At 52.8% G+C, this 23,056-nt stretch carries 33 protein-coding genes and 2 pseudogenes; 33 read left to right on the forward strand and 2 right to left on the reverse strand.

The genetic code is table 11. The features are described from left to right. Positions 1-3: 3 nt before the first annotated feature. The 32 genes and pseudogenes from rplX to HMPREF1986_RS11355 all read left to right on the forward strand — a co-directional run. Positions 4-309, forward strand: coding sequence for a 50S ribosomal protein L24 (rplX, locus tag HMPREF1986_RS11205; protein WP_021774960.1), 306 nt, complete (start codon positions 4-6; stop codon positions 307-309). A 20-nt stretch (positions 310-329) separates the two neighbouring features. Beyond that, complete coding sequence (gene rplE, locus HMPREF1986_RS11210) at positions 330-869, forward strand: 50S ribosomal protein L5 (RefSeq protein WP_021774961.1); 540 nt, start codon at positions 330-332, stop codon at positions 867-869. Between the two features lie 12 nt (positions 870-881). After that, the gene (locus HMPREF1986_RS11215) at positions 882-1,067 is read left to right on the forward strand and encodes a type Z 30S ribosomal protein S14 (protein ID WP_009216346.1); all 186 of its coding nucleotides are present in this window, start codon (positions 882-884) and stop codon (positions 1,065-1,067) included. Positions 1,068-1,180: 113 nt separating this feature from the next. Continuing rightward, positions 1,181-1,582, forward strand: a complete 402-nt coding sequence (gene rpsH / locus HMPREF1986_RS11220) for a 30S ribosomal protein S8 (protein ID WP_009216347.1) — start codon at positions 1,181-1,183, stop codon at positions 1,580-1,582. Between the two features lie 136 nt (positions 1,583-1,718). Then, positions 1,719-2,258, forward strand: a complete 540-nt coding sequence (rplF, locus tag HMPREF1986_RS11225) for a 50S ribosomal protein L6 (RefSeq protein ID WP_009216348.1) — start codon at positions 1,719-1,721, stop codon at positions 2,256-2,258. 18 nt (positions 2,259-2,276) lie between these two features. Beyond that, complete coding sequence (rplR, locus tag HMPREF1986_RS11230) at positions 2,277-2,639, forward strand: 50S ribosomal protein L18 (protein WP_021774962.1); 363 nt, start codon at positions 2,277-2,279, stop codon at positions 2,637-2,639. Between the two features lie 21 nt (positions 2,640-2,660). Further along, positions 2,661-3,170, forward strand: coding sequence for a 30S ribosomal protein S5 (gene rpsE, locus HMPREF1986_RS11235; RefSeq protein ID WP_009216350.1), 510 nt, complete (start codon positions 2,661-2,663; stop codon positions 3,168-3,170). 14 nt (positions 3,171-3,184) lie between these two features. After that, positions 3,185-3,367 (forward strand): 50S ribosomal protein L30, encoded by a 183-nt coding sequence (gene rpmD, locus HMPREF1986_RS11240; protein ID WP_009216351.1) that lies wholly within the window; start codon positions 3,185-3,187, stop codon positions 3,365-3,367. 11 nt (positions 3,368-3,378) lie between these two features. Continuing rightward, entirely contained in the window at positions 3,379-3,822 is a 444-nt protein-coding gene (rplO, locus tag HMPREF1986_RS11245) for a 50S ribosomal protein L15 (protein WP_021774963.1), read from the forward strand. Beyond that, a complete protein-coding gene (secY, locus tag HMPREF1986_RS11250; RefSeq protein ID WP_021774964.1) occupies positions 3,822-5,162 on the forward strand; it encodes a preprotein translocase subunit SecY in 1,341 nt (446 codons plus the stop codon). Before rplO ends, secY begins: the two co-directional genes overlap by 1 nt. A 54-nt stretch (positions 5,163-5,216) precedes the next feature. Next, a complete protein-coding gene (locus tag HMPREF1986_RS11255) occupies positions 5,217-5,864 on the forward strand; it encodes an adenylate kinase (RefSeq protein WP_021774965.1) in 648 nt (215 codons plus the stop codon). A gap of 89 nt (positions 5,865-5,953) precedes the next feature. Next, a complete protein-coding gene (gene map / locus HMPREF1986_RS11260; RefSeq protein ID WP_036600497.1) occupies positions 5,954-6,709 on the forward strand; it encodes a type I methionyl aminopeptidase in 756 nt (251 codons plus the stop codon). A gap of 9 nt (positions 6,710-6,718) precedes the next feature. Next, positions 6,719-6,937, forward strand: coding sequence for a translation initiation factor IF-1 (gene infA, locus HMPREF1986_RS11265; protein ID WP_009216356.1), 219 nt, complete (start codon positions 6,719-6,721; stop codon positions 6,935-6,937). 82 nt (positions 6,938-7,019) lie between these two features. Beyond that, positions 7,020-7,133, forward strand: coding sequence for a 50S ribosomal protein L36 (gene rpmJ / locus HMPREF1986_RS12985; RefSeq protein ID WP_005339020.1), 114 nt, complete (start codon positions 7,020-7,022; stop codon positions 7,131-7,133). 18 nt (positions 7,134-7,151) lie between these two features. After that, positions 7,152-7,520 (forward strand): 30S ribosomal protein S13, encoded by a 369-nt coding sequence (gene rpsM / locus HMPREF1986_RS11270; RefSeq protein WP_009216357.1) that lies wholly within the window; start codon positions 7,152-7,154, stop codon positions 7,518-7,520. Between the two features lie 67 nt (positions 7,521-7,587). Beyond that, on the forward strand, positions 7,588-7,983 hold the full coding sequence (rpsK, locus tag HMPREF1986_RS11275) for a 30S ribosomal protein S11 (protein ID WP_009216358.1): 396 nt from the start codon (positions 7,588-7,590) through the stop codon (positions 7,981-7,983). Between the two features lie 110 nt (positions 7,984-8,093). Then, entirely contained in the window at positions 8,094-8,687 is a 594-nt protein-coding gene (gene rpsD, locus HMPREF1986_RS11280) for a 30S ribosomal protein S4 (RefSeq protein ID WP_036600477.1), read from the forward strand. Positions 8,688-8,813: 126 nt separating this feature from the next. Then, positions 8,814-9,776: a DNA-directed RNA polymerase subunit alpha gene (locus HMPREF1986_RS11285; RefSeq protein WP_021774967.1), complete on the forward strand. Its 963-nt coding sequence runs from the start codon at positions 8,814-8,816 to the stop codon at positions 9,774-9,776. Positions 9,777-9,815: 39 nt separating this feature from the next. Further along, positions 9,816-10,343: a bL17 family ribosomal protein gene (locus HMPREF1986_RS13795; protein WP_009216361.1), complete on the forward strand. Its 528-nt coding sequence runs from the start codon at positions 9,816-9,818 to the stop codon at positions 10,341-10,343. A gap of 292 nt (positions 10,344-10,635) precedes the next feature. After that, on the forward strand, positions 10,636-11,922 hold the full coding sequence (locus tag HMPREF1986_RS11295; RefSeq protein WP_036600480.1) for an N-acetylmuramoyl-L-alanine amidase family protein: 1,287 nt from the start codon (positions 10,636-10,638) through the stop codon (positions 11,920-11,922). Continuing rightward, complete coding sequence (locus HMPREF1986_RS11300) at positions 11,919-13,772, forward strand: energy-coupling factor transporter ATPase (protein WP_021774970.1); 1,854 nt, start codon at positions 11,919-11,921, stop codon at positions 13,770-13,772. The genes HMPREF1986_RS11295 and HMPREF1986_RS11300 overlap by 4 nt, the downstream gene beginning before the upstream one ends. After that, a complete protein-coding gene (locus HMPREF1986_RS11305) occupies positions 13,765-14,571 on the forward strand; it encodes an energy-coupling factor transporter transmembrane component T family protein (protein WP_021774971.1) in 807 nt (268 codons plus the stop codon). The genes HMPREF1986_RS11300 and HMPREF1986_RS11305 overlap by 8 nt, the downstream gene beginning before the upstream one ends. A gap of 44 nt (positions 14,572-14,615) precedes the next feature. Further along, a complete protein-coding gene (gene truA / locus HMPREF1986_RS11310) occupies positions 14,616-15,467 on the forward strand; it encodes a tRNA pseudouridine(38-40) synthase TruA (RefSeq protein WP_021774972.1) in 852 nt (283 codons plus the stop codon). 384 nt (positions 15,468-15,851) lie between these two features. Continuing rightward, entirely contained in the window at positions 15,852-16,280 is a 429-nt protein-coding gene (gene rplM / locus HMPREF1986_RS11315; RefSeq protein ID WP_009216368.1) for a 50S ribosomal protein L13, read from the forward strand. Between the two features lie 14 nt (positions 16,281-16,294). After that, positions 16,295-16,687 (forward strand): 30S ribosomal protein S9, encoded by a 393-nt coding sequence (gene rpsI / locus HMPREF1986_RS11320; RefSeq protein ID WP_009216369.1) that lies wholly within the window; start codon positions 16,295-16,297, stop codon positions 16,685-16,687. A 140-nt stretch (positions 16,688-16,827) separates the two neighbouring features. Further along, complete coding sequence (locus tag HMPREF1986_RS13330) at positions 16,828-17,142, forward strand: hypothetical protein (protein ID WP_196806134.1); 315 nt, start codon at positions 16,828-16,830, stop codon at positions 17,140-17,142. A gap of 100 nt (positions 17,143-17,242) precedes the next feature. Further along, positions 17,243-17,944, forward strand: a complete 702-nt coding sequence (locus HMPREF1986_RS11330) for an aspartate/glutamate racemase family protein (RefSeq protein ID WP_021774975.1) — start codon at positions 17,243-17,245, stop codon at positions 17,942-17,944. A gap of 57 nt (positions 17,945-18,001) precedes the next feature. After that, positions 18,002-18,220 carry a DNA-3-methyladenine glycosylase I gene (locus tag HMPREF1986_RS11335; RefSeq protein ID WP_021774976.1) on the forward strand — a complete coding sequence of 73 codons (219 nt, stop codon included), beginning with the start codon at positions 18,002-18,004 and terminating at the stop codon, positions 18,218-18,220. Between the two features lie 89 nt (positions 18,221-18,309). Further along, a complete protein-coding gene (locus HMPREF1986_RS11340; RefSeq protein ID WP_021774977.1) occupies positions 18,310-18,669 on the forward strand; it encodes a BlaI/MecI/CopY family transcriptional regulator in 360 nt (119 codons plus the stop codon). Between the two features lie 25 nt (positions 18,670-18,694). Next, positions 18,695-20,227: a M56 family metallopeptidase gene (locus HMPREF1986_RS12680; protein WP_242837386.1), complete on the forward strand. Its 1,533-nt coding sequence runs from the start codon at positions 18,695-18,697 to the stop codon at positions 20,225-20,227. 320 nt (positions 20,228-20,547) lie between these two features. After that, positions 20,548-20,856, forward strand: coding sequence for a hypothetical protein (locus HMPREF1986_RS11350; protein ID WP_021774980.1), 309 nt, complete (start codon positions 20,548-20,550; stop codon positions 20,854-20,856). 303 nt (positions 20,857-21,159) lie between these two features. Beyond that, positions 21,160-21,833 (forward strand): annotated as a pseudogene (locus HMPREF1986_RS11355) (IS256 family transposase); the annotation flags it as partial. Between the two features lie 9 nt (positions 21,834-21,842). Here HMPREF1986_RS11355 and HMPREF1986_RS13800 read toward each other — a convergent pair. After that, a complete protein-coding gene (locus HMPREF1986_RS13800; protein ID WP_242837384.1) occupies positions 21,843-22,130 on the reverse strand; it encodes a PIN domain-containing protein in 288 nt (95 codons plus the stop codon). Positions 22,131-22,423: 293 nt separating this feature from the next. On the opposite strand from HMPREF1986_RS13800, the gene HMPREF1986_RS11360 reads away from it, so the two are divergent. Beyond that, positions 22,424-22,792 carry an MmcQ/YjbR family DNA-binding protein gene (locus tag HMPREF1986_RS11360; RefSeq protein ID WP_021774984.1) on the forward strand — a complete coding sequence of 123 codons (369 nt, stop codon included), beginning with the start codon at positions 22,424-22,426 and terminating at the stop codon, positions 22,790-22,792. A 30-nt stretch (positions 22,793-22,822) separates the two neighbouring features. Here the strand turns inward: HMPREF1986_RS11360 and HMPREF1986_RS13415 are convergent. Next, positions 22,823-23,056 (reverse strand): annotated as a pseudogene (locus HMPREF1986_RS13415) (hypothetical protein); the annotation flags it as partial.

Raw genomic sequence — 23,056 nt, forward strand, 5'->3', positions numbered from 1 at the left:
CGGATGCGAAGAATCAGAAAAGACGATATGGTAAAGATCATCGCCGGAAAGGACAGCGGCAGGCAGGGCAAGGTGCTCTCCTTCGATCCGGAGTCCAATAAGGTAGTGGTAGAGGGCTGCAACATGGTGACAAAGCACCAGAAGCCGGGCGCAAACAATGCGCAGGGCGGTATCGTGAAGAAGGAAGCCGCTCTGGACGCTTCGAACGTCATGCTCCTTGTGGACGGGCAGCCGACCAGAGTGGGCTTCCGCATCGAGGACGGCCGGAAGGTCAGAGTGGCGAAGCGGACCGGGAAGGTCATAGACTAAGGGGAAGGAGGAAGGAAAGCGTGTCCAGATTAAAAGAGATTTACAATACAGAGATCAAAGAAGCTCTCAGGAAGAAGTTCAACTACGAAAACGTGAATGAAATCCCGAAGCTCGAGAAGATCGTCATCAATATGGGCGTCGGAGAGGCGAAGGAGAACTCCAAGGTCCTGGACAGCGCGGTGAGAGATCTGGAGATCATCACCGGACAGCACGCCGTCACCACGAAGGCGAAGAAGTCCGTCGCGAACTTCAAGATCAGAGAGGGGCAGGCCATCGGATGCAAGGTCACTCTCCGCGGTGAGAGGATGTATGAGTTTGCGGACCGCCTGATCAATCTCGCTCTTCCCCGCGTCAGAGACTTCCGCGGTGTCAATCCGAACGCCTTCGACGGCAGAGGGAATTACGCCCTCGGGATCAAGGAGCAGATCATCTTTCCGGAGATCGAGTTCGATAAGGTGGACAAGGTGAGAGGAATGGATGTCATCTTCGTCACAAGCGCAAGATCCGACGAGGAGGCCAGAGAGCTCCTGACACTGTTCAATATGCCGTTTGCGAAGTAATCGGAGGGGAATATGGCGAAATTATCCATGAAGTTAAAGCAGCAGAGACCGGCTAAGTTTTCTTCCCGGGAGTACAGCAGATGCAAGATCTGCGGAAGACCGCATTCCGTGCTGAGAAAGTACGGGATTTGCCGTGTCTGCTTCCGCGAGCTGGCCTATAAGGGAGAGATCCCCGGCGTGAGGAAGGCCTCCTGGTAATACGGAAGAGGGACAGGAACAGGGGGAACGGGACGCCCGCTTATATTTCGGGAGTCCGAAAAAGATCGAATCAGAGAGACTAAGTCAGAGAAAGAGAAAGGATATCCGTAATCATGAGTATGAGTGATCCAATCGCAGATATGCTTACAAGAATCCGCAATGCAAATACCGCGAAGCATGATACCGTCAATATCCCCTCCTCCAGGATGAAGCTTTCCATCGCAGAGATCCTGAAGAATGAGGGATATATCCGGGACTATGAGCTGGTGGCGAACGGAAAATTTCAGGACATCAAAATCAGCCTGAAGTACGGCGCCAACAAGAATGAGAAGATCATCGGCGGGATCAAGAAGATCTCCAAGCCGGGTCTTCGGGTCTATGCCGGGAAGGAGAACATGCCCAGGGTGCTCGGAGGACTTGGCATCGCCATCGTCTCTACGAATCAGGGCGTGATGACTGATAGAGAAGCCAGAAAGAGGGGCGTCGGCGGGGAAGTACTGGCATTTGTCTGGTAAGCGACGATCTCACCCCCGGATCTTCGGGGGAGTCCCGCGGCCGGGGATTTCGCGGAAGCGCTGTCTTTCGCCGGTCCCGGGCTGCGGATTTCTGAAAACAGTTTGCGAACTGAGAATTTAAGAGAGGAGACAGGATATGTCACGTATCGGAAAATTACCGGTAGCGATCCCGGCAGGCGTCACTGTTGAGATCAAGGACAATTATGTAAAGGTGAAGGGGCCGAAGGGGACGCTGGAGCGGACATTCGCCCCGGAGATCGGCATAAAGGAAGAGGACGGGCACCTCGTGGTGAGCCGTCCGAATGACAATAAAAAGGAGAAGTCTCTCCACGGCCTGAGCCGTGCCCTGCTCTTCAACATGGTTGAGGGAGTGCACAAGGGCTATGAGAAGAAGCTTGAGATCAACGGCGTCGGCTACAGGGCCGCAAAGCAGGGGAAGGTTCTGACCCTCACGCTCGGCTATTCCCACCCGGTGACGATGGAGGATCCGGAGGGGATCGAGACTGCCCTTGAGGGGAGCAACATCGTATACGTCCGGGGCATCGACAAGGAAAAGGTCGGACAGTACGCCGCGGAGATCCGCTCTAAGAGAGCGCCGGAGCCCTATAAGGGCAAGGGCATCAAGTATGCTGAGGAGACGATTCGCCGCAAGGTCGGAAAGACTGGAAAGAAATAATCACAGGAGGAAAGTAGAATGGTTAGCAAGAAGAATAAAGCTGAGCTTCGGCGGAAGAAGCACGCAAGGATCAGAAACCGTTTCTCCGGTACTCCTGAGAGACCCCGTCTTGCGGTTTTCCGCTCGGATAAGCACATGTACGCGCAGATCATCGATGATGCCGCGGGCAATACCCTCTGCGCCGCCTCTACGCTGGACAAGGATGCGAAGCTTGCGAAGACCGACAATGTCGAAGCCGCAAAATATGTGGGCAAGGCGATCGCCGAAAAGGCAAAGTCAAAGGGAATCAGCGAGGTGGTCTTTGACCGCGGAGGCTTCCTGTATCACGGAAAGGTTCAGGCGCTTGCGGATGCCGCAAGAGAGGCCGGACTGGTATTCTAAGCGAGAGGAGAAGACAGCAAGATGAAGCGTGAGAAAATTGATGCGAATCAGTTGGAATTAAACGATAATGTCGTCGCCATCAAGCGCGTCGCCAAGACCGTCAAGGGCGGCCGCACCATGAGATTTTCTGCTCTCGTAGTGGTGGGGGACGGAAACGGACATGTCGGCTGCGGAAAGGGAAAGGCGACGGAGGTGCCCGAGGCGATCCGGAAGGCCAGAGAGGCCGCTGTGAAGAGCCTCGTCGAGATCCCGGTCAATGATGAGAAATCCGTGCCGCACGACTACACCGGAAAGTTCGGCGCCTCCACCGTCCTTCTGAAGAAGGCTCCGGAGGGAACCGGAATCATCGCCGGAGGTCCGGCCCGCATGGTCTGCGAGCTCGCGGGGATCCGCAACATCCGTACCAAGTCTCTGGGCTCCAACAACAAGACCAATGTGGTTCTTGCGACCCTTCAGGGGCTGACATCCATGAAGACTCCGGAGCAGTTTGCCGCTCTCCGCGGCAAGACTGTGGCTGAGATCACGGGCTGAGAAGGAGGCAGAATATGGCAGATAAGTTAAAGATTACATTGGTGAAGTCTCCGATCGGTGCGATCCCGAAGCAGCGCGCTACGGTCAAGGCTCTGGGCCTTCGGAAGATCCGTCAGTCCGTGGAGCTCCCGAACAACGGCGCCACAAAGGGCATGATTCAGAGAGTCAACCACCTCGTGAAGGTGGAAGAGATTTAAGGAGGCATAGAATGGACTTAACGAATTTAAAGCCCGCGAAGGGTTCCAGACATTCCGACAACTTCCGCCGGGGCCGCGGACACGGCTCCGGAAACGGAAAGACGGCGGGTAAGGGGCACAAGGGTCAGAAGGCGCGTTCCGGCGCACCGAGACTCGGCTTTGAGGGCGGTCAGATGCCTCTTTTCCGGCGCATCCCGAAGAGGGGCTTCACCGATCCCAACTCGAAGAAGATCGTCGGAATCAATCTCAGTGTGCTGGAAGAGAAGTTTGAGAGCGGAGACGAAGTCAATGAGGAGATTCTCCTCGCAAAGCGCATCGTGCGGAAGCTCGAGGACGGCGTGAAGATTCTCGGAAACGGAGAGCTCACAAAGAAGCTGAACATCAGGGTGAGCGCCTTCTCCCAGTCAGCGAAGGAAAAGATTGAGGCCGCGGGCGGAACCTGTGAGGTGATCTGATGCTTCAGACGATACGAAACGTATTTACGGTAAAAGATCTGAGAAAGCGCCTTCTCTTCATCTTCCTGATGCTCGTAGTCATCCGTTTCGGCTCGAATCTCCCGATACCGGGGGTCAATCCGGCATATTTCCGGGAGCTTTTCTCGAAGATGTCGAACAACGATGCCTTCAGCTGGTTCAATACCATGACCGGTGGTTCCTTTGAACAGCTGAGCATCTTTGCCCTCTCCATTACGCCCTATATCACAAGCTCCATCATCATCCAGCTTCTCACAGTGGCGATCCCTTCCCTGGAGGAGCTGCAGAAGGACGGAGAGGAGGGCAGGAAGAAGCTGACGGAGTATACCCGTTATGTCACGATCGGTCTCTCTCTGCTTGAGTCCACCGCTATGGCGGTCGGCTTCGGCGGCAGCGGTCTTCTGATCGGCTTCGTCTCGGCGAGCCTCGCGAGGAAGGTGGCGGGCGTTGCCCTCTGCGTGATTGCCATGACGGCGGGCTCCGCGCTTCTTATGTGGATCGGAGAGCAGATCACGGACAAGGGGATCGGAAACGGAATCTCCCTGGTTCTGCTTTTCAATATCCTCTCCTCCGTGCCCCAGGATTTCATCACGCTCTATGAGCGCTTTATCCAGGGGAAGAATACGGCGACGAAGGTGGTCGCCGTGATCCTCATCGCGGCGGTGCTTCTCGCCATGGTGGCCTTCGCGGTGGTACTGCAGGACGCGGAGCGCCGCATCCCGGTGCAGTATTCGAGAAGGATACAGGGAAGGGCGACGGCGGGGGGACAGCAGTCCATGATCCCCCTGAAGGTCAATACGGCGAATGTCATGCCGGTTATCTTCGCCTCCTCTCTGATGACCATGCCGGTCATCCTCGGACAGATCCTGAAGGTGGATTACGGCACGCCGCTCGGAAAGGTCCTGATGACCCTGAACTCGGGGAGCTGGTGCAAGCCGGAGGCCCCGATCTATTCCATCGGCCTCGTCATCTATATCCTTCTTCTCTATTTCTTCGCCTACTTCTACACCTCGATTTCCTTTAATCCTCTGGAGGTGGCGAACAATATGAAGAAGCAGGGAGGCACGATCCCGGCGGTCCGCCCGGGAAAGCCGACCAGCGATTATCTGGAAAATATCCTGACTTATATCATATTCATCGGCGCAACGGGTCTCACTATTGTGGCGATCATCCCGATCTTTGCCTCCGGCATGCTGAACGTCAGCCGGATCTCCTTTTCCGGTACCTCCCTCATCATCATCGTGGGTGTCGTCCTGGAGACGCTGAAGGCAATCGATTCCCAGATGGTCGTGAGAAACTACAAGGGATTTCTGGACAGCTGATTATTGCAGCCTCCCGGGTCTCCGGGGGGCTGGACTTGCAAAGTGGGGAAAGCTATGAAAATTATCATGCTGGGGGCGCCGGGGGCCGGAAAGGGAACGCAGGCCATCCGCATCGCGGAGCGCTATCGGATTCCGCATGTCTCTACAGGGGACATCTTCCGCTCGAACATAAAGGGCGGCACAGAGCTTGGGAAAAAAGCGAAGGACTATATCGACAAGGGACAGCTGGTGCCGGATGAACTGACGATCGGGATGCTTCTGGACCGCATCTCTCAGCCTGACTGTGAGGGGGGCTATGTCCTGGACGGCTTCCCCCGCACCATACCGCAGGCGGAAAGTCTGAAGGAGGCGCTGGAGAAGAGAGGGGAGAGGATCGACCTCGCTCTGGATATCGAGGTCCCGGACAGCCATATCGTGCGCCGTATGGGCGGGAGGCGCGCCTGCCCGAAGTGCGGTGCGACCTATCATCTGGAGTTCGCGCCGCCGGAGAAAGAGGGCCTCTGCGACCGCTGCGGATCGGAGCTCATCACCCGCTCGGATGACAAGGCAGAGACGGTACAGGGAAGACTGGATGTCTATCACCGCCAGACCTATCCCCTGATCTCCTATTACCGGGAGGAGGGAATACTCCGCGAGATCGACGGCACGAAGACACCGGACGAGGTATTTTCGGCGCTGGAGGCACTTCTCTCTGAAGTATAGGGAGGATGCCCCGGGCTGTCGTCGATGGAAGAGGGAGCGGCGGCGAGGCTGCCGCTCTCCGGAATACAGCGGAGAGAAAGGGCAGGGAAATGATCGAAATTAAATCAAAGAGAGAGATCGAGCTCATGCGGGAGGCCGGAAAGGTCCTCGCCGAGGTTCATGAGAAGCTGGGAGAGAAGGTGGCGCCGGGGCTGAGCACGGGGGAGCTCAACGATTATGCGGAGGGCATCATCCGAAAGGCAGGCTGTACGCCCAGCTTTCTGCATCTCTACGATTTTCCCGCGGCCTGCTGCATTTCCGTCAACGAGGAGGTCATCCACGGAATTCCGGACAGACACCGGATCCTGAAGGAGGGAGACATCGTATCCTTCGACATCGGGACCTGCTATCATGGCTACCACTCCGATGCTGCCCGCACCTGGCCGGTGGGGCAGTGCACGGAGGAGGCGAAGAGGCTTCTCAGGGTCTGTGAGGAGAGCTTCTGGAAGGGGATAGAGAATGCAGTTCCCGGCAATCATCTAAACGATATCTGCGGGGCGATCGGCGACTATGCAAATTCCATGGGCTTCGGCGTTCTCGAGGATTATGTGGGACATGGAATCGGGCATGAGGTCCACATGGATCCGGAGGTCCCGAACTTCCGCATGAAGAGAAAGGGACCGCGGCTCCAGGCGGGGATGACACTCGCCGTAGAGCCCATGATTACAGAGGGAACAAAGGAGGTCAGGGTTTTGGACAATGACTGGACCGTGGTGACTCTGGACGGGAAGCTCTCCGCGCATTATGAGAATACGATATTGATCACGGACAACGGGCCGGAGGTCCTGAGTCTGAGAAAAGGATAAGGAGAAGGGATGTCAAAATCGGATGTGATCGAGATTACGGGAAAGGTCATTGAAAAGCTTCCGAATGCCATGTTTCAGGTGGAGCTTGAAAACGGGCATCAGGTGCTGGCCCATATCTCCGGTAAGCTTCGGATGAATTATATCCGGATCCTCCCGGGGGACAGGGTCACGATTGAGCTTTCTCCCTATGATCTCTCCAAGGGAAGGATCATCTGGAGAGATAAATAAAATTCCTTTACTTTGAGGGGGGCGTCTGCTAAAATTATACGGCGACTCTGTTCAAAAATGAAAAAAGAAAGGGGGATGGCTCATGAAGGTGAGATCATCGGTAAAGCCGATCTGCGAGAAATGCAAGGTGATTAAGCGGAAAGGTTCGGTCAGGATCATCTGCGAGAACCCTAAGCACAAGCAGAGACAAGGTTGATAATCAGGAGGAAGAAAGATGGCTCGTATTGCAGGTGTTGACTTACCCAGAGAGAAGCGCATCGAGATCGGTCTGACCTATATCTATGGGATCGGCAGATCCTCTGCGGACAAGATTCTCCGGGAGAGCAAGGTCAATCCGGACACCCGTGTCAAGGACCTCACGGACGATGAGGTCAAGGCGATCGCGAACTATATCGCGGAGAACCAGATGGTAGAGGGAGATCTCAGGAGAGAGACAGCTCTCAATATCAAGAGGCTGCAGGAGATCGGCTGCTATCGGGGGATTCGCCACAGAAAGGGACTTCCGGTCAGAGGTCAGAAGACAAAGACCAATGCCAGAACCAGAAAGGGTCCGAGGAAGACCGTGGCGAACAAGAAGAAGTAATTTGGTTTAAATGCGGTGATCTTCATGTTTTAATTACAGGAAGAGAAAAGGAAAGTAGGTTAGTTTAATGGCGAAGTCAACTACGAAGAGAGTGACAAAAAAGCGCGTAAAGAAAAACGTTGAACGCGGGCAGGCACATATCCAGTCGTCCTTCAACAATACGATTGTGACGCTGACGGATGCGCAGGGGAATGCTCTTTCCTGGGCGAGTGCCGGTGGGCTCGGATTCAGAGGTTCAAGGAAATCTACTCCGTATGCAGCGCAGATGGCTGCTGAAACTGCTGTAAAGGCAGCTTTGGTGCACGGCCTTAAGTATGTGGATGTCATGGTCAAGGGTCCCGGATCCGGGAGAGAGGCGGCGATCCGTGCTCTGCAGGCCAACGGACTTGAGGTCACTTCCATCAAGGATGTGACGCCCGTCCCCCACAACGGATGCCGTCCGCCGAAGCGGAGAAGGGTATAAGGCTTTTTTCTTTATACCCGGCAGATTGACGACCCGGTTCTCCGGGTCCGCCCGATGAAGCAAAATTGCGTAAAGGGCGTATCACGAACTATGATATTCAGGAGGAAAATATGGCAGTAGATAAGGTTCCTGTACTTAAAAGATGCAGGTCGCTGGGACTGGATCCGGTATTTCTCGGTGTGGACAAAAAGTCCACAAGGCAGCTTCGGAACCAGAGGAGAAAGATGAGCGAGTACGGACTTCAGCTCCGCGAGAAGCAGAAGGCGAAGTTCATCTACGGCGTTCTGGAGAAGCCCTTCCGGAACTATTATGCGAAGGCGGAGCGTATGAGCGGCCAGACCGGTGAGAATCTGATGATTCTCCTGGAGTCCAGGCTGGACAGCGTTATCTTTCGCATGGGACTTGCCCGCACGAGAAGAGAGGCGAGGCAGGTGGTCGGCCACAGGCATGTCACGGTGAACGGGAAGCTTGTGAATATCCCGTCCTACCTGGTTTCCGCGGGAGATGTCATCGCGATCAAGGAGTCCATGAAGAGCGCGCAGCGCTATAAGGATATCCTCGAGGTGACGGCGGGCAGGATGGTTCCGGCCTGGCTCGAGGTCGATCAGGAGAAGCTCAGCGCGACGGTGAAGCAGCTCCCGCACAGAGAGGAGATCGATGTCCCGGTCAACGAGATGCTGATCGTCGAGCTCTACTCCAAGTAAGGATCCATGCCGAAATGACCGGCATTATGACAAGAAGTATAAGTCCTGCGCGTCACTTTGCTGCGGTCGCAGCTTTCGTGCCGCTGACAGGTTAGAAAGCGAAGCCGCATAAAGGAGGCGTCATTCATGTTTGATTTTGAAAAACCAAACATAAGGGTGGTGGAGATATCGGAGGACGAGAGATTCGGCAGATTCGTCTGCGAGCCTCTGGAGAGAGGCTACGGAACGACCCTCGGAAACTCCCTGAAGAGGATCATGCTCTCCGCGCTCCCGGGCTCCGCGCTCTCCGCGGCGAAAATCGAGGGTGCAGATTTCCAAAGCGGCAGTGTCCCCGGCGTAAAGGAAAGCCTCTCAGAGCTCATCATGAACCTAAAGAGCCTCGCCATCCGGGATCTGTCGGATTCTGAGGATGCAAAGCGGCTGATCCTGACGGCGGAGGGAAGCGGGGTTGTAAGGGCCTCCTCCATTCAGGCGGAAACGGCGGACACGGAATTTGTGATCGCCAACGAGGAGCAGCCGATCGCGACTCTCACAGGGGAAGAAGCGCTCCGGATCGAGCTTTTGCTCAGCCGGGGCAGGGGATATGTCAGTGCGGAGGAGCAGGAGGAGCTTCCCGAGGGGATGTTCGCCCTGGACTCCAGCTATACGCCGGTGGAGCGGGTCAATATGTCCGTCGAGAATACCCGTGTCGGAAATATGACAGACTACGATAAGCTCACTGTGGATGTGTTTACAGACGGGACCCTGCCTCCGGATGATGCTCTCTCCCTCTCCGCGAGACTTCTCTCCACGGAGCTCTGCCTCTTCGTGGACCTTTCCGCGAATGCGGCGACAGCCGAGGTGATGGTGGAGAAGACGGACGATGAGAAGGGCAAGGCCCTGGAAATGAATATCGATGAGCTCGAGCTCAGTGTCCGCTCCTACAACTGCCTGAAGCGGGCCGGCATCAATACGGTGCAGGAGCTTTGCTCCAAGACTCCCGAGGATATGATGAAGGTCAGAAATCTGGGGAGGAAATCTCTGGAGGAGGTTCTCGCGAAGCTGAAGGAGCTGAACCTGAGCCTGACGGAGAAGGAAGAGCAGCAATAAAACCGATAAGACTAAAAAGCACGGAAGGAAAGAAACAGTATGGGAATGTACAGAAAGTTAGGGAGGAACAGCAGCCAGAGAAAGGCTCTTCTCCGCGCACAGACCACCGCGGTTCTTGAGCACGGCCGGATTTTCACGACCGAGGCGAGAGCGAAGGAGGTCCGGAGGAAGATTGAAAGGCTGATTACCCTTGGCATCCGGGAGAGAGATAATTTCGAAGAGGTCAGCATCCAGGCGAAGGTTCCGAGGAAGGACGCGTCCGGGAAGAGAGTCAAGGAGCTTGTGGACGGAAAGAGGCGCACGGTCTACGACACCGTAGAGAAGACGATCAAGAAGGATAAGCCCTCCCGTCTGGCTGCCCGGAGGAAGATCCTTGCGGAGACCTATGTCCCTGTGGTGATCGAGGGCCGGAGGAAAAAGGACGCGAAGAAGGTGGATCTTCCAAAGAAGCTCTTTGAAGAATACGGCCCGAAGTACGCGGACAGGAAGGGCGGCTATACCAGAATCGTAAAGGTCGGACTCCGGAAGGGAGATGCCGCGATGGAGGTCCTGCTGGAGCTGGTCTGATGCATCAAGGCCGCTTCCCCTCCGGATCGGAGCGGGAGCACTGAAGGATAAAGGATAAAAGAAAGGGCCGATCGGGCCGAAGCGGATGCCTCGTCATTTATGGAAAGCGGGAGCGTCCTCTGTGAAGTGAACGGACAAGATTTGTCAAAAGACGGATCCTGTCCGTTTTTCATGAAATATCGGCGCTTCGAGAAAGCCCTATATTTCGGCTTCCATTTGGGCTATACTGTAGGAGTGTCATTATCCTTCGCGCTGGACCTGCATGGCTGTTTACCGTAAGAGGAGGCGGAATATGAAAAAGTGTTTTGGGATCCTGCTTTTTCTCCTTCTTTTCCTGATGGGAGGGACCATGCTTCTTGCGGCGGACCGTTACAGTACCATCGGAACGATCCGCATCGACGTGAATTCGGAGCTTGGGAACCTGAGTCCGGGGGAAAAGCTGCCGGAGCTTCGGGAGTCGGATTTTACGCCGGGAGACAGCGGAAGATACAGTGTGGCCGCCGTGAGGTGGCAGGATGGAAATATTGCCTCCGCTCCTCTTTCTGTGGGGAGCGCCCCGGAGCTTATACTCACGCTGTCCGCACAGACGAGGGAGAAGCAGGACGGCTATGAGCTGATCTATCGCTTCGGCGGTTCCTACAGCTCATCCAATGTCCATGTGAAGAATGCGGAATTTGTCAGTGTCAGGGCGCTGAGCTCGGATCGCCTGGAGCTCTGCCTCAGGCTTCGGCCGGTCTCCGGAAAATATGGAGAGGCGGAGGGGCTTGCCTGGAGCGGGGATGTGATGGGGCTTGCGGCCTGGAACGCTCCGAAAAATGACTCCTCTTACTATGAACTGACACTGCTGAAGGACGGAAGAGAGCTTGTGACAATTACAACGGACAGGAGAAAGCAGAATCTTTACCCCTGGATGACGGAGGCGGGGGAATATCGTTTCCGTGTCGTGACGATTCCCTATACGGAGGAGCAGAAGAGAATCGGAAAAAGTTCGGGTGCCGCAGAATCCCCCTCCCTGAGCATAACGGAGGCCAGTGTATCGAATGGAAGCGGAAAGTATGGGACGATGCAGGTACAGGGGGAGAGCGGGAGAGAGAAGCAGGAGGATCTGAGCAGCCGGGTCGGCTGGTACCAAAGCGGGGGAAGGTGGTACTTCCGCTATCCGAATTCTCAGCCGGCCGTCTCCTCCTGGCTTCGCTGGAACGGGAAATGGTACCGCTTCAACGAAAAGGGGGAGATGCTGAGCGGCTGGTTCAAAAACAGCGCGGGATACTGGTTCTACCTGGATCCCGGGGACGGAAAAATGCTGACCGGCTGGCTGCAGTCCGACGGGCAGTGGTATTATCTTGAGCCCGCGGAGGGGGAGAGCCAGGGGGCGATGCTCCGGGATACGCTTCGTAAGATCGGGGGAAGCAGCTATTTCTTTGATCCGAGCGGACGCATGAGGACCGGCTGGCAGGAGTGGAGGGACAGCTCCGGACAGACTGTCTATTCCTACTTCTATGCGGACGGCAGGATGGCGAGGAACACGAGGATCGATGGCTTTCTTTTGAACAGCGAGGGAAAGTGGAGCAGAGAATGAAGATCATAGACGTAAGAAATCTGTCCTATGATTATGTGCGCCGGGATGAAAATGACAAGGTTGTGGAGAAAAGCCGCGCCCTTTCCGACCTCAATCTGACGATTGAGGAGGGGAGCTTCGTGTGCATCCTCGGCCACAATGGATCGGGGAAGTCCACCTTTGCGAAGCTTCTGGACGGTCTGGAGCTCCCGGCGGAGGGGACGGTCCTCGTCAGTGGGCGTGATACCAGGGAGGAGGAGGCTCTCTGGGAGATCCGGAAGGAGACCGGAATGGTCTTCCAGAATCCGGATAACCAGATCATCGCCTCCGTCGTAGAGGAGGATGTCGGTTTCGGACCGGAGAATATCGGAGTTCCGACCCCGGAGATCTGGAAAAGGGTGGACAGGGCGCTGGAGACAGTGCAGATGACGGCCTATCGCCTGAAGTCTCCCAACCGGCTCTCGGGAGGGCAGAAGCAAAGAGTGGCGATCGCGGGCACCATGGCCATGCTCCCCCGCTGCATCGTCCTGGACGAACCGACGGCGATGCTGGACCCAAGCGGAAGGGCGGAGGTCCTCAGGACGATACAGGACCTAAACCGCAGGGAAAAGGTCAGTATTATCCTGATTACCCATTATATGGAAGAGACCGTAAATGCGGACCGCATCCTCGTGATCGACGAGGGCAGACTCGTCATGGACGGAAACCCCCGGGAGGTCTTCCGGGAGATTGAACGTCTGAAAAGCTACCGGATGGATGTGCCGGAGCTCACAGAGCTCGCCTGGCGGCTGAAGAGGGGAGGGATGCCTCTCCCGGATGGAATCCTGACGAGGGAGGAGCTGCTCCGCGAGCTGAAACACTGCCTTCCCGCCGGGAAGGTTGAGGAGCCCCCGCTCCCGGAGCACCGGGAGATCACAGACCCGATCCTCCGAATCTCCCATCTCTCCCACATCTACCAAAAGGGAACCGCGATGGAGAGCTACGCGCTTCGAGACCTGAACTGCGAGATTCAGAGAGGATCGATCACGGCGATTATCGGACATACGGGCTCCGGGAAATCGACGTTTGTGCAGCATCTCAATGGCCTGCTCGAGGCCACAGAGGGGGAGATCTTCGTGAACTTCCGGGAGAAGCTTCCTCTTCTTCCCGAGGAGAAGCGCTTCCTCTTTTTCCGCCTCCGGAGAGAGAGAAAGAGACCGGAGGGGGAGGAGATCAGCATTGAGACGGAGGGCTTCGATCGGAAGGCCCTCCGCTTCAAGGTAGGGCTTGTCTTTCAGTATCCGGAATACCAGCTCTTTGAGACGGATGTCCTTCGGGATGTCATGTTCGGGCCGAAAAATGAGGGCTTTTCCGACGAAGAGGCGGAGGAAATGGCGAAGGAGGCGCTCCGGAGAGTGGGGCTTCCCGAAGAAATCTGGGAGAAGTCGCCCTTTGAGATCTCCGGCGGACAAAAGAGAAGAGCTGCGATCGCCGGTGTTCTCGCCATGCGCCCCGAGGTCCTGATCCTGGATGAACCGACGGCGGGGCTGGACCCCGCGGGGCGGGAAGATCTCTTCCGACAGATCGACGAGCTCCACAGAGTGGAGGGGATGACGATCCTTCTCGTCTCCCATTCCATGGACGATGTCGCCCGCTACGCGGAGCAGGTGCTTGTTCTCTCCAAAGGAGAGCTCAAAATGAGCGGAAGCCCGGAGGAGATCTTTTCTCATATCGAGGCGCTGGAGGAGATGGGGCTCGGCGCACCGCAGATGAGCTATTTGATCCGCGACATGAGGAGGGCAGGCTATGCGCTCCCCGGAAGGCCGGATACCGTAGAGGAAGCGGCGGAGGCGATACTTTCCGCTTATCGGGAGGGAGAGCGAAATGCTTAGAGAAGTGACGCTAGGACAGTATTATCCCGTGGATTCCGTCATCCACCGGCTGGACCCCAGGGTAAAGCTTCTCTCCACTCTCCTGTATATGCTCTCCCTCTTTCTCGTTAAAAGCTGGAGCGCTTATCTCCTCGCCGTGCTGCTCCTCGCGGCGCTGATCCGCCTGTCCAAGGTCCCCTTTCGCTTTATGACGAAGGGACTTCGCGGCATGCTGTTCCTTCTCCTCCTTTCTGTGAGCTTCAACCTCTTTTTAACACCGGGAGAGGTGATCTGGCATTTTTACTTTCTGAAGCTCACGAGAGAGGGAGTTCGGATCGCGTCCATGATGGCGGCCCGACTCATCCTCCTTGTGCTCGGGAGCTCTCTCATGACGCTCACGACGACACCGAATCAGCTCACGGACGGACTGGAGAAGGGGCTGTCCATCCTGAAGCTCCTGCATATCCCGGTCCATGAGATCGCGATGATGATGTCGATCGCCCTCCGCTTCATTCCCATCCTCGTAGAGGAGACGGATAAGATCATGAAGGCGCAGATGGCGAGAGGGGCGGACTTTGAGAGCGGAGGGATGTTCCAGAGAGCGAAGGCCATGGTTCCGATCCTGGTCCCGCTCTTTGTGAGCGCCTTTCGCAGGGCAAATGAGCTCGCAACGGCGATGGAGGCCCGGTGCTACCGCGGGGGAGAGGGGAGAACGAAGATGAAGCCTCTCCGCTACGAAAAAAGAGATTTTCTGGCCTATGGCTTTATGCTCTTCTATCTGCTGCTCTGCGTCGGAAGCCGCTTTCTGCCGCTTCCGTAGGGCGCAGGATCTGCCCCGCTCATTTCGGAGAAGGAGAGGCTGCAATGCGAAGGATTCGTCTGGATATCGCCTATGACGGCACGAATTACCACGGCTGGCAGTATCAGGAGGGGCAGAGCACGATAGAGGGAGAGCTTCGCCGCGCGCTCTCTGAACTCCTCCCGGGGGAGGAAGTCGGTCTTACGGGTGCAAGCCGCACGGATGCCGGTGTCCACGCAAGACAAAATACCGCCTGCTTTGATACAAAGAGCCGTATCCCGGGGGTGAATTTCTCGATGGCGCTGAACTGCCGTCTCCCGGAGGACATCCGCGTCCTCCGCTCTATGGAGGCAGAGGAAGACTTCCATCCCCGCTTCAACCCGCATAAAAAGGTCTATGAGTACCGGATCGACCGATCCCGGATTCCGGATCCCCTGAAAAGGCTCTACTGCTTTCCCTTTTCCTTTCCGCTCTCTCTCTCGGAAATGCGACTCGCCGCGGAGAAGCTTGTCGGAGAGCATGACTTTCGGAGCTTTGCCAATCCCGACTCCCAGGTCCTTATGCACGGGGGGGAGGCTGTCCGAACGATCTACGAGCTTTCCCTTCGGGAGGAGGGGGAGGAATTGATCCTCCACTTCGAGGGAAACGGCTTTCTCTACCACATGATCCGCATTCTGACGGGAACGCTTCTTGAGATCGGCTCCGGAAGGAGAAGGGCAGCGGAGATTCCGGAGATCCTCGCGGCGGGGGACCGCAGGCGGGCCGGCTTCACCGCTCCCGCAAAGGGGCTCTGCCTCCTGGCGCTTTGCTACGAGGGAGATTCCCCTTTGCCGGAAGGGAATCTCCCTCGTAGCAAAGCGGAAATAATGGCGCCCGTTCTGCCGCAGAGAGGGACTTATGCCGGAAAGTCCTGTTGACAGAGAAGAGGGCATTACGTATAATAATAAAGCTGTCTGCCTGCAGACAGCAAACGCCCATGCCATATTCTGGCATCATCATGAATATAAGTCCCTTGTGATTTTCCGCTTTCCGCTGTAATCAGGGCCCAAACCGCCCGGAAGGCAGCAGCCGAAATCCCTTTTGGGAGGAGCTTCTCTCCGGGAGGCAGTCGCAGCTGCTCCGAAGGATTCTTTCGACAGATCGCCTGTACGCGGCAGTCGGAATGGGAGCGCCCTATGGTGAACTCGGCCGGGGAAGAGGGGACTTATACCGCAAGCAGGGCGAGAGCCCGGGCTACATTAAATACTGAAATCAGTCCAAGGGCTGGACCAGAGTAAGTAGCCTGCATACAGGAGGTTGTTATGAATTCTTATGTAGCAAAAGCTTCTACTATTGAGAGGAAGTGGTATCTGGTAGATGCAGACGGCAAGACGCTTGGGCGTCTTGCATCAGAGATCGCTTCCGTTCTTCGCGGAAAGAAGAAGCCGACGTTCACCCCGTTTCTTGACTGCGGCGACTATGTCATCGTCATCAATGCGGAGAAGATCCATGTGACAGGAAAGAAGCTGGATCAGAAGCTCTACCGCACACATTCCCGCTATGTCGGTTCCATGAAGGAGACCACACTTCGGGATATGAAGGCGAAGAAGCCGGAGCAGGTGATTGAGCTGGCAGTCAAGGGTATGCTTCCCAAGGGACCGCTGGGCAGACAGATGTACAAGAAGCTGTTCGTTTATGCCGGACCGGAGCACAAGCATCAGGCGCAGCAGCCGGTTGCGCTTTCTATTTAAGGGGGGATATCTAAATGGCGACTAACAGAAATTACGGCACGGGCAGAAGGAAGAGTTCTGTAGCCAGAGTTTATATCATGCCGGGCAGCGGAAAGGTCACGATCAACAAGAGAACTCTCGATGAGTACTTCGGTCTGGAGACCCTGAAGACCATCGTGAAGCAGCCTCTTGTCCTGACGCAGAACGAGGGCAAGCTGGACATCCTCGTCAACGTAAGAGGAGGCGGTTACACCGGGCAGGCCGGAGCGATTCGCCACGGGATCTCCCGCGCGCTCTGCGAGATGGATGTGGAGTTCAGACCGGTTCTGAAAAAGGCCGGCTTCCTGACGAGAGATTCCAGGATGAAGGAGAGAAAGAAGTACGGTCTCAAGGCCGCTCGCCGCGCACCGCAGTTCTCCAAGAGATAATCGGTTGCGATTTTACAAATCGAAAAACCCCGGAAAACCAAAACTTTCCGGGGTTTTCTTGTATCCAAATTGAATTGTACCCCATCGGTGGATATTCCCTGGCAGGCTTATTTTCTCTGTGGGCGGCTTATCGGACAGATGTGTTTACAGGTGTTGCAGCAGCATCCCCCTCAACCTGGTTTCCGGATTTTCTGCAATACATGAAGGGACATGATATTAGAACGGATTCAGTGTATCTGAGCCTGGGAGATCGCGAGGAAAAAACTAGAAATCCGGTGATGGCTACAGTAGGTGACTGTATCCGGGAAGGGTATGAGCTGCTCAGATGTGGATGGATCCGGACGATTCTGGAATGGAATCCGGGAAATCATTTCCAGAATGCCAGAGTCCGGACGGCAAAGGGATTTGCCTGGGTGATGAAAAATAATGCAGAATTGGGAAAAAATAAGAAATGAGCAGAATTGATTTTGGAGCAAAGCCGTTGATGTATCCGATGCCGGTGCGGACTATTGCAAGCCATCTTGAGAAGGAGCAGGCCTATCTGGAATGTGAGGTATGGAAATGAATAAACTCGGTTTAATTGGCGGTACCGGCCCGGAATCGACCATTGTGTATTACAAGGGTATTGAGTACGGTGTACAGCAGAAGTCAGGGCGCAGCTTTTTTCCGAATTTGGCCATCGAGAGCCTGAGCGTGTTTGATATTCTGGGCTTTTGCGAGAGGCAGGACCATGCGGGATTGACGGCTTATCTGCTGAAAGGTATCAGCAATCTGGCAGCGGCCGGGGCGCAGTATGGAGCCTTGACGGGTATCACGCCTCATATTGTGTTTGATGAGCTGGCAAAGGCATCACCTGTACCGCTTATCAGTATGGTAGACACTGCCCGGGACTTCGCAGTGGCGCACGGTTACGGGAAAATCTGCCTGCTGGGAACGCTGCCCACCATGGAGGGAGTCTTCTTTCAGAATTCCTTTGCAAAGCGCGGCATTGATGTAGTAACGCCCAACGCAAAGGAAAAGAACTACATTGGGACGAAAATCGAAACAGAGCTGGAATTTGGTAAAGTTTTGCCGGATACTCAGCAGAAATTCAAAGAAATTGTGGAGCGCATCATTCGGGAGGAGCAGGTGCAGGCTGTTGTGTTGGGCTGCACGGAGCTGCCGCTGATTTTTGATGGTGTGGAGCTGTCGGTGCCGTACATTGATGTGATGCAGGTACACATCGACGTACTTGTCGATTTGATTATGCGGGATTGATAGGGCGATCAACTTCTTGCATTAAAACACGGAAAAAAACAGAAAGGCGGGATACGAATGGAATGGGCTGACGGGAAAATACGTTGTTGCTGGGCAAATCCGAAGAATGAGCGGTACATCTGTTATCACGATGAGGAATGGGGTGTTCCGGCGCATGACGACTGGAAGCTCTTCGAGATGCTGATCTTGGAATGTTTTCAGGCAGGACTGTCCAGAGAATGCGTTCTCAATAAGCTTGTTATCGTTTATAAACAGTTTGCAGCAATTAGGGTATAAAAAACTACCGCAGTAGTATTGACCTTCATAAAAGACCATGGTAGGATATAGTCGAAACTACTCCAGTCTTCTGTGAGGGGATTGTAAAAATGATTGTAAAATTATTTGATTCAGAACTTAAAGTGATGAATGTTCTTTGGGGTGAAGGAGACTGCACTGCCAAGCATATCTCAAATGTATTGAAAGAAGAGATTGGTTGGAATATGAATACAACCTATACTTTAATAAAGAGGTGCATCAACAAGGGTGCGATTGAACGCTCCGAACCGAACTTTATGTGTCATGCTCTTATTCCAAAAGAGAAAGTACAGATAGCAGAAACCAATGAGTTTATTGACAAAATGTTTGACGGTTCCATTGATAAAATGTTTGCCGCACTGATTGGAAATAAGCAGCTTTCAGAAAAGCAAATTGAAAAATTGAAAAATCTTATAGAGAACTTAGAGTGAGGTGAGAAGAATGACTCTGCTACAAATGAGTATCTCCGCCACAATCTTAATCATCATCATTACCATACTGCGTACCATATTCATACACAAATTACCCAAAAAGACTTTAATGCTTTTATGGGGACTTGCTTTATTTCGACTGCTTATTCCGATTTCCATTCCGGCTGAATTCAGTGTCTACTCTTGGATACCGCAAAGCAATACATCATATGTATCTGCGCCGATAAATGCCTTGTCAAGGTTTTTTGTTGCTTCGGATATGGTTAGTGAGAACATTACAAACAATGTGGACGTTCAAGGAATTTACAATGGATCTATTTCATGGTGGACAGTCTTATGGATGGTAGGTTTCTCGTTATGCGTTTTATATTTCCTAATTGCATATCACAGAGGAATCAAGAAATTCAAAAATGCTCTGCCATTGGAAATGACATTTATCAAGGAGTGGAAAGAAAAACACCCTTTGAAAAGAACTCTCCTTATTCAGAGCTCCGATCAAGTTTTTTCGCCACTAAGTTATGGAATATTCAAACCCGTTATCCTACTTCCGAGCACTTTAGATTTTGAGAATACAGAAGTTTTGAAGTATATTATGACTCATGAGTATGTTCATATTAAACATTTTGATATTTTAATCAAAATGCTGATGATACTCGCATTAAGTATTCATTGGTTCAATCCGATGGTTTGGGTTATGTATTTACTTCTTAACAGAGATATTGAGTTAGTATGTGATGAAACAGTGGTTAAGCTATTTGGAGAAAAAAACAAAAAATCGTATGCCCATATTCTGATAGATATGGAAATACAAAAGTCGGGGCTTATGCCTCTTTGTAATAATTTTAGCAAAAATTCGATTGAAGAAAGGATAGGTGCAATTATGAAAATGAAAAAAGTGACGATATTCTCGTCGGTACTCGCGGGATTTCTTGTTGTAGGTGTAATTATGGCACTCGCTACATCAGGTCAAACCAAGAGTCCATTATTATCGCTTTCGATAAAACTTCAAGATGGGGAAGAAAAAGAATTCGGACCTTTCGAAACAGTAGATGAAATGCTTGAGGTTGTAAAACCTTTTTGTGAAAAACAGGTAAATGACGGAAATATGAAACAAAGTGAATATGAAGAAATTCTATCAAGGTATTCGTCTGTTTCTTCTGAAAATCAGAGCAATATAGAGAATTATTCCGATTCATTAACTTCTGAAAATCAAAGTCGGAGGAAAGGTGAAGTATTAACGGTTGGAGAACAGTCTTATGAACAGGGGAATGCTCTTACTCCTGATGAATTGGAAAAGTTATACTCTGTTTATAGCTCTTTTGGTTTGAACTACGATAAAAATAAAGATTGCTTTTATTATAAAGGAAAATTAGTCAGAGAATTTATTGACGTTATGCAGTCTAACGGAGAATCTTTATCAAGCGGAAAGTTCAAGGGAACGATCAGGCAAATCTCAAATCCACGAGGAGAAGGAAAGATGGATATTTCTACCATTCGAGATTATGAAAAAAAAGATGAGTTTGGGAATGGCACTTTACTCGGAATAAAGGAGCAATAATTAAAAAACACCGGTGAGCAACCATTCAGTTCAGATGTGATAGATAGTGTCTGCCGAATAAGGCCTTGTTCAGCAGACACTATTTATCGCGGGATTTGCGGCGGCTTGAAAGCAGCGTGGAGGGAGAAGGAATGGAAAATACTGCACAAAGAAAAAACAAGCACAACACTTCCCAATGAGGTATAATAAAAATAAAGAGAAACAGATGACGTTGAGCCTGATCAGTAATGAATCGGTGCAGGTGAAAACGGAAAAGGAAGAGATTCTGGAAATCGAGGATCGAATCATCTCTTGGTCAGAATGAATGGAGGAAGAATGTAATGAATGAGATTATCGGCCGCTTTCACCTGATGTGGGATTCCTTTCCCGGTCTTGCCAGACTGATCAGCAACAGGCATGAGGTGATTGCTGCCAATATGATAGCTCGAAACGCCGGATTCACGGAGGGGGTTATCTGTGCCAAGGTCGGAGCGCCGGAGACGCACCGGGGCTGTAAAATGATGAAGATGTTTCAGGATGGGAAAGCACAGGTACAAAGGCTCGGAAATAAGATAAAAGGCTGGGAACCGATCGAAGGGTATCCGGATCTCTGTATTCACTGGGCAGTTGATATCCCTGATGGGGATTGAAATCGACAGTTTTAGAGTGCCTGAGAAACCCGAAACAGGCGGGAGGAGCTTGTTGGGGATATTTATTGGAGAGACGCTCGCAGTATAGAACTGATAGAACTCGTCCGATGCAAGCCGCCGGATGAAGTCGTGAAGGCATTAGGAGTAGGCATATTGTAGATTTTCTAATGAGCACAGAATATTAACCGAGAGAGACGGCGAAAGCCGTCTCTTTGAGAGTATGAAAGTCTTTCTGTAAAAACAGATTGATAGATTCCCTCTAGAGTCTCCTGTGATATATCCTTAATTCATAGGAGGATTTTTATGACAAGGAAAGAAAAGCAATCCGTTCACAAGGTAGTCATGACTGAGGGGAACGGCAGATCATTCAGCAGTTCCTAAAGGAGTACGACATTGAAACTGCTCAAGACATTCATGGGGCGCTAAAAGACCTTCTCGGCGGCACCATCAAAGAAATGATGGAAGCTGAGATGGATGACCATCCTGGCTATGAGAAGTCCCAGCGATCAGATGACGTATATCCGGTGCTTTACATTGAAGCCATCCACTACTCCGTCCGGGACAACGGAGTCATCAGGAAGCTCGCCGCCTATATTATTCCTGGCAGTAACTGCGATGGCAGAAAAGAAGTCCTGACAATCGAAGTCGGTGAAAACGAGAACTCGAAATACTGGCTTTCTGTCCTGAACAATCTAAAAAACCGCGGAGTAAAGGATATCCTGATCATCTGCGCTGACGGACTCTCCGGTATCCGGGAGGCCATACAGGCAGCCTTTCCGAATGCGGAATATCAGCGCTGCATCGTCCATCAGGTGCGAAACACATTAAAATACGTCTCAGAAAAAGACCGCAAGGAGTTCGCAAAGGATCTAAAGACCATCTATAACGCTCCGAACGAGGAACAGGGTCGTATGAACCGAGATCGCATCACGGAAAAATGGGTGGAAAGGTACCTCGGCGCCATGAAGCGCTGGGAATTTCAAGGCTTAAAAATCCTTATCTCCCGTGAGAATAATATCCACATCAGATACAATCGACGCATTTAAGATCGGCTGGTCATTTGCATCTCGTATCAGTTTTTCTGCATGGTCTACTGCCGGAATCAGTTCATAGGGCATTTCCGCAAGCAGGATTTCCGCATCCGGCAGCAACTTCGGAGCTTTCCGTTTCAGTATATCCCGCAATTTCGCAATGTTGCGGTCACATAAGACAATATCGTGATTGTCAGCGATGTACAGAAGTGCCTGCGCCGGTTTGGAGCGTGGAAAGACCAATGCGGAGAACAGGATATTTGTATCAACATAGAACGGATTGAAGGGTATCTCCGCACGGCAGCCTATGAGCCGGCAGATTATGACGGGAACGGACTGAGATTAGACGCATCACTGCTCGGCACAATCAGAAATTCAACAACATATTGGCTGGAACAGGGCATCCGGACCATCTACGACAGCGGAGGGTTACTGGCCCTGTTCCGGCAGATGGCTTATGCACCTGCTTTTGGTTCCCTGTTGCGGGGCCTGTGCGTATAGTGTTTTCCATATTTGCGAATATGTAAGGAAAGATTATGACACGACAAGAATTATTTGACTGGGGGCAGCAGCAATACGGTACGGAGCCGGAATATCCCTGGCACGATCGGAATGCGGTGCTGCGCCGGAAAGACAATGATAAATGGTACGGTGTTGTGCTGGAGGTATCCGGTGAAAAACTGGGATTTACCGGGGATGACATCGTGGAGGTGCTGAATGTGAAAAGTGATCCGATGCTGATCGGCTCCCTCCGTGGGCAGGACAGGTATTTCCCAGCCTATCATATGAACAAGGAAAAGTGGATCAGCGTCCTGCTGGGCAAAGCGGAGTTGGACGATTCTATAAAAGATCTGCTGGCACTGAGTTATGCGCTGACGGCACCGAAGAAACGCGGCAAAAAATAAGCCACTTGCAGGAGCGGATGGCGATGGTATTTATTTCAGGAAATCATTCCGATGTTCCGGTATACGCAGAGTATATTCGGCTCTGGACATGGTGTTGACCTTCAGGGCAATCAGGTTGACATCTGAATTCAGTGTCCTTGCAACGGATACGTCATCCCAGTCCTGCCAGTCGACATCTGCGCGATATGCCCACATCGGCAATGAGGACTCAGGGATATCAGATACATAAACCTTTTCATCCCCATCGCAGCAGCCATTGTATTG

It is taken from the genome of Oribacterium sp. oral taxon 078 str. F0263, assembly GCF_000469565.1.
Taxonomy (GTDB): Bacteria; Bacillota; Clostridia; order Lachnospirales; family Lachnospiraceae; genus Oribacterium.